Origin of the sequence: Pseudoxanthomonas sp. (genome assembly GCF_051953815.1) — a bacterium.
Lineage (GTDB): Bacteria > Pseudomonadota > Gammaproteobacteria > Xanthomonadales > Xanthomonadaceae > Pseudoxanthomonas_A.
Window position 1 is genome coordinate 1 of record NZ_JBQCIJ010000041.1, and the last position, 3923, is coordinate 3923.

The 3923-nt window shown below is 69.1% G+C and carries 3 protein-coding genes; all 3 read left to right on the top strand.

Annotated features, from left to right (window positions below):
* Positions 1-469: 469 nt before the first annotated feature.
* Positions 470-1249 (top strand): flagellar brake protein, encoded by a 780-nt coding sequence (locus ACTHN1_RS12955; RefSeq protein ID WP_440471355.1) that lies wholly within the window; start codon positions 470-472, stop codon positions 1247-1249.
* A 137-nt stretch (positions 1250-1386) separates the two neighbouring features.
* The gene (locus ACTHN1_RS12960; protein WP_440471356.1) at positions 1387-1863 is read left to right on the top strand and encodes a chemotaxis protein CheW; all 477 of its coding nucleotides are present in this window, start codon (positions 1387-1389) and stop codon (positions 1861-1863) included.
* Between the two features lie 200 nt (positions 1864-2063).
* Positions 2064-3923 (top strand): cache domain-containing protein (locus tag ACTHN1_RS12965; protein WP_440471357.1); only part of this gene is annotated, 1860 nt, incomplete at its 3' end.

The window sequence follows — 3923 nt, forward strand, 5'->3', positions numbered from 1 at the left end:
CCGCGCAAGCCGGCCGCGCCGGTCCGCCGCAAGCCCGAACCGGCGCTCGCCGACGGCGACTGGCAGGAGTTCTGACGACAGCGCCGGGCCCGGTGCCGCGGGTGCCCGGCCCCTTTCTTGAAGGGGGCTGTCCAACACGGACCGCCCGCGCTCGCCTCCCCCTTCGAAGAAGGGGGACCGAGGGGGATTTGCTTTTCGCGAAGCGCCAATCCCCCACCATCCCCTGACGCATGCACCCACCTCCGTTTTCCAAGAGGGCAAGTTCGAAGCGGGCCCTCACCTGCACGGATCACCCGCTTTTTGCCTTGCCCTCCATCAACGGAAGATCGAGCGGGATTCCGATTCCGTGCGACGACCCCGTCACCGTCGCTCTCCGTTCCTCTAAAGAATCCGTGACGGGGTCGATATATCTGACAGATGCCCTGCTCCCCACCAGGGTCCGGCCGCATTCCGCTCCCACTAGACCCGTATGTCCGACCAGATCGAGACCGCCACCCAGGAACCCGTGCGGTACGACGAAGAAGAGAAGTACCTGCTCAGGCACCCGCGCGACATCCGCCAGGTCCTGCAGGCGCTGATCGATCGGCGCGCCCTGATCAGCGCGCACCTGGTGCCGCGCGGCCATGTCTTTCCCACCGCGCTCATCGAGCTTGCCGACGACGAAGGCAGCCTGCTGTTCGACGGCAGCATCAGCGAGACCATCAACCGCGCGGTCGAGGAAGCCACCCAGATCGTCTGCGTGTCGCAGCTGGATCGCGTGCATGTGCAATTCCCGCTGGCCGATTGCGAGCGCCTGCGCGTGGACGGCCAGACCGCGTTCCGCGCGCCGCTGCCGGAGCGCGTGCTGCGCCTGCAGCGGCGCGAGTTCTACCGCCTGCAGGTGCCGGTGTCGTACCCGGTGCGCTGCCAGGTTCCGTTCGCCGTCGGCGAGGACGAGCCGCAATGGGTGGAGATGCGGGTGCTGGACATCAGCGGTGGCGGCGTGGCGGTGGAAGTCCCGGCGGAGCGGCCGGAATTCCGCCCCTTCCGCGAATACACCGATTGCCGGCTGCTGCTGCCGGACGGCGAACCGCTGGTGGTGCGCCTGATGGTCAAGAACCTGTTCCGCCAGTCCCGGCCCAACGGCCGCGAAATCTGGCGGGCCGGCTGCCAGTTCACCGACCTGCCCCGGGGCGGGGACGCCCAGATCCAGCGCTACATCTTCCGCATGGAGCGGCAGCGCAGCGCCCGCGAGCGCGGGATCGGCTGAGCGTCCACCGGTCCTGCGGCCCCCGTCGCAGTTCCGCCCACCCGCCCCCGGCGCCGCCTAAAGTCCGCGCCGTCGCGGCCGATGAGTAGCGGGAAGGACGCCGTCGCGTCCCAGCCAGAATGCACAGGAGCATTGCGATGAGCGACAACAAGACCACGGCCGCGGAGTTCCTCAGCTTCGCGCTGGGTGACGAGCAGTACGGCGTGGACATCCTGAAGGTCCAGGAGATCCGTGGTTATGACGCCGTCACCCGGCTGCCCGACGCGCCCGAGTACATCAAGGGCGTCATCAACCTGCGCGGCACCATCGTCCCGGTCATCGACCTGCGCCTGAAGCTGCGCCTGAAGGAGGCGCGCTACGACGCCTTCACCGTGATGATCGTGCTCAACGTCGAGGACCGCGTGGTCGGCATCGTGGTCGACAGCGTCTCCGACGTGATCCCGCTGAACCCGGAGCAGATCCGCCCGACGCCCGAGTTCGGCGCCAGCGTCGATACCCGCTTCATCTCCGGCATCGGCACGGTCGACGACCGTATGCTGATCCTGCTGGACATCGAGACCCTGATCGACAGCGCCGATCTGACCGAACACACCGCCGAGGCCGAAGCGGCCTGAGGCCGCCTCCACGCGACGGTTCCGCCGCCCGACGACCGCGCGGGGGAAGCCACGGCTTCCCTTGCGCCCGCGCACGCCCCGCGCGGCCGGCTGTCAGGCATTTCCCTACGACCAAGGATGATTCAACGCCCGCGCGTCCCGCGCCGATACCCCTACCGCGCCCGGCGCGCCTTTCTGTCAGCAAGCCATCGGAAGTACCCATGAAGTCCGCAACATCCCGCCCGCGTTTCAGTGATCTCTCCCTGCGCGGCAAGTTCCTCCTGATGCTGGCCGTCCTGGCCATCGGCATCGTCGCCCTGTGCACCGTGACCGCGCGGCGCAACCACACCGAACTGCTCCAGAACGAACGCCAGCAACTGCAGACCCGGGTCGGCGCCGCGCTCGGCGTCATCGATCGCTACCAGACCCTGGCGCGCGACGGCGCGATCGACGAGGCCACCGCCAAGCGCGAGGCGCTGGCCGCGGTCGCCGCGCTGCGCAGCCCCGGCGGCAGCGACTACCTGTGGGTCAACGACCAGAAGCCGACGATGCTGATGCATCCGCACCAGACCGCGCTCGACGGCAAGTACCTGGGCGACCAGACCAGTCCGGACGGCAAGCGCATCTTCGTCGAGATGGTGAAGCTCGCGCGCGGTCCCGCCGGTGGCGGTTTCCTGGACTACACCTGGGCCAAGCCCGGCGTGGACGAGCCGGTCGAGAAAATCTCCTACGTGGCGCTGTACCGGCCCTGGGGCTGGGTGGTCGGCACCGGCGAGTACGTCGACGACATCGCCGCGCGCGCCTGGAGTTTCGCGCGCGTGCTGATCCTGGCCGGCGCGCTGGTGCTGCTGGCGGCGCTGGCGCTGTGCTGGCTGATCGCCCGTTCGGTGCTGGCCCCGATGGCCGGCGCGGTGCGCGCCATCCAGGCGGTGGCGCGAGGGGATCTGGACGTGCGCATCGCCGCCGCGTCCGGCGACGAAATCGGACAGATGAATGTCGCCCTGGCCGACATGGTCGCCCAGCTGCGCGATCGCACCGCGCAGGAACGCCGCGTCGCCGACGAGAACCTGCGCATCCGCACCGCGCTGGACAACGCCGGCACCAGCGTCATGATCGCCTCGCCGGAGCGCGAGATCATCTACGCCAACCGCGCGGTGACCGAACTGCTGGCGTCGTACGTCGACGACATCCGGCGCGCCCTGCCCCACTTCGATGCCCAGCGCCTGATCGGCAGCAACATCGACGGCTTCCATGCCGATCCGCAGCGCATCGCGAACTATCTCGAACGCATGCAGACCACCCATCGCGGCCAGATCAGGCTGGGTGACGCCTGGTTCGGGCAGGAGATCTCGCGGGTCAGCGATCACCAGGGCCAACCGTTGGGCTACGTGGTGGAGTGGCGCGACCGCACGCCCGAGGTGCGGGTGGAGGAGGAAGTCGCCGCCATCATCGGCGCCGCCATCGCCGGCGATCTGTCCCGGCGCGTGGAAACCCGTGGCAAGCGCGGCTTCTTCCTGCAACTGGCCGAACAGCTCAACCGTCTGCTTGACACCAACGCCGGCAGCCTGGCGCAGGTCTCGACCCTGCTGTCGGCCCTGTCGCGCGGTGATCTGACGGTGCGGATGGACGGCGACGACAGCGCCGCGCTGGGCGGCGTGTTCGCCCGCATGCGCGACGACGCCAACGCCACCGTCGCCCAGCTCACCGACATCGTCAGCCGCATCCAGGACGCCTCCACCGCCATCAACACCGCCGCCGGGGAAATCGCCTCCGGCAACGCCGACCTATCCCGCCGCACCGAACAGCAGGCCGCCAACCTGGAGGAAACCGCCGCCTCCATGGAAGAGCTCACCTCCACCGTGCGCCAGAACGCCGACTCCGCCCGCCAGGCCAACCAGTTGGCCATCGGCGCCGCCTCGGTCGCCTCCCAGGGCGGCAACGTCGTCGGCCAGGTCGTCACCACCATGCGCGACATCGAAGCGGCCTCGCGCAAGATTGCCGAAATCATCGCCGTCATCGACGGCATCGCCTTCCAGACCAACATCCTGGCGCTCAACGCGGCGGTGGAAGCGGCCCGCGCC